We start from the raw sequence: 832 nt of genomic DNA on the forward strand, positions 1-832 counted from the left end.
CTTGCCGGTGCGCTGGTCAATACCGCAGTCGGGGCACCTGGTGTACAGGTGCGCGCCCTTGCGCTTGGCCTGCATCACCGCCGCCTGCTGGCTGCATCCCGTCTCCGGGCAGGGCATATAGCCCAGGATTTCATTACTCACGGTCACCTCCTTTGCATTTGCAACCGCAGGTCGGGCACGGTTGCTGCTCTGCCCGAACCTTGATGATCACGCCGCCGACCTTGAATACCGCCTCGCCCCCCGGCTTCGCCAACCACTCGATAGCATCGGGATCCAGCTCCACCAGGTATTGTCTGTCTGCGCCCCTAGTCTTCACCGTTTTGATATTGCTCAACCTGCACCCCCGATCGAAATTGACAGGCCCCCGAAGGCGCAGGCCGCCGCGACTGCCAGCGGCGTTGCCGCTAGCAGTACCCGGGCGACCGCGCCGGACCAAACGTAGACCCTAGCCAGCTTGCGGATATCACCCATTCGCCCTACCCCCCCAGCTTTGCCCGGATGCTCTCATCAACTAAGCACCAATCCCCCACGATCGGCCCACCGTTGGCAGGGTTGTCGCACTCATCGAGCGCCCACAGAATCAACTCCCGTTCTTTTTCGGTAAACACCTCAGCCGCTACTGGCGCGGGCGGCACCTGCCCGCCCTCTTTGTTGAAGGATTCCGGCAACTCTGTTGGATTCTCGACCGCTGCCAGTTCCTTTGCCGCTGCTGCGCGCTCCCGCGCTTTCACTTTTCGATTCTTCCTCATAAATCCCCCGGTTACAGTTATTGACACAAGTCCAAGGTTACGCCGCCTGCGGCGGCGCCTGCGCGGCCTGCGGCCTTGCCGCT

General features: G+C 62.1%; 1 protein-coding gene. It reads right to left on the reverse strand.

The genetic code is table 11. The annotated features are described in order from the left end of the window. Window positions 1-476 precede the first annotated feature (476 nt). Window positions 477-749, reverse strand: a complete 273-nt coding sequence (locus IG627_RS20715) for a hypothetical protein (protein ID WP_193195225.1) — start codon at window positions 747-749, stop codon at window positions 477-479. Between the last annotated feature and the right edge of the window lie 83 nt (window positions 750-832).

Source organism: Microbulbifer taiwanensis (assembly GCF_014904815.1).
Lineage (GTDB): Bacteria > Pseudomonadota > Gammaproteobacteria > Pseudomonadales > Cellvibrionaceae > Microbulbifer > Microbulbifer taiwanensis.

Bases quoted from the DNA above. Each gene is read 5' to 3' on its own strand.
- IG627_RS20715 (WP_193195225.1), bottom strand. From the start codon at position 749: ATGAGGAAGAATCGAAAAGTGAAAGCGCGGGAGCGCGCAGCAGCGGCA.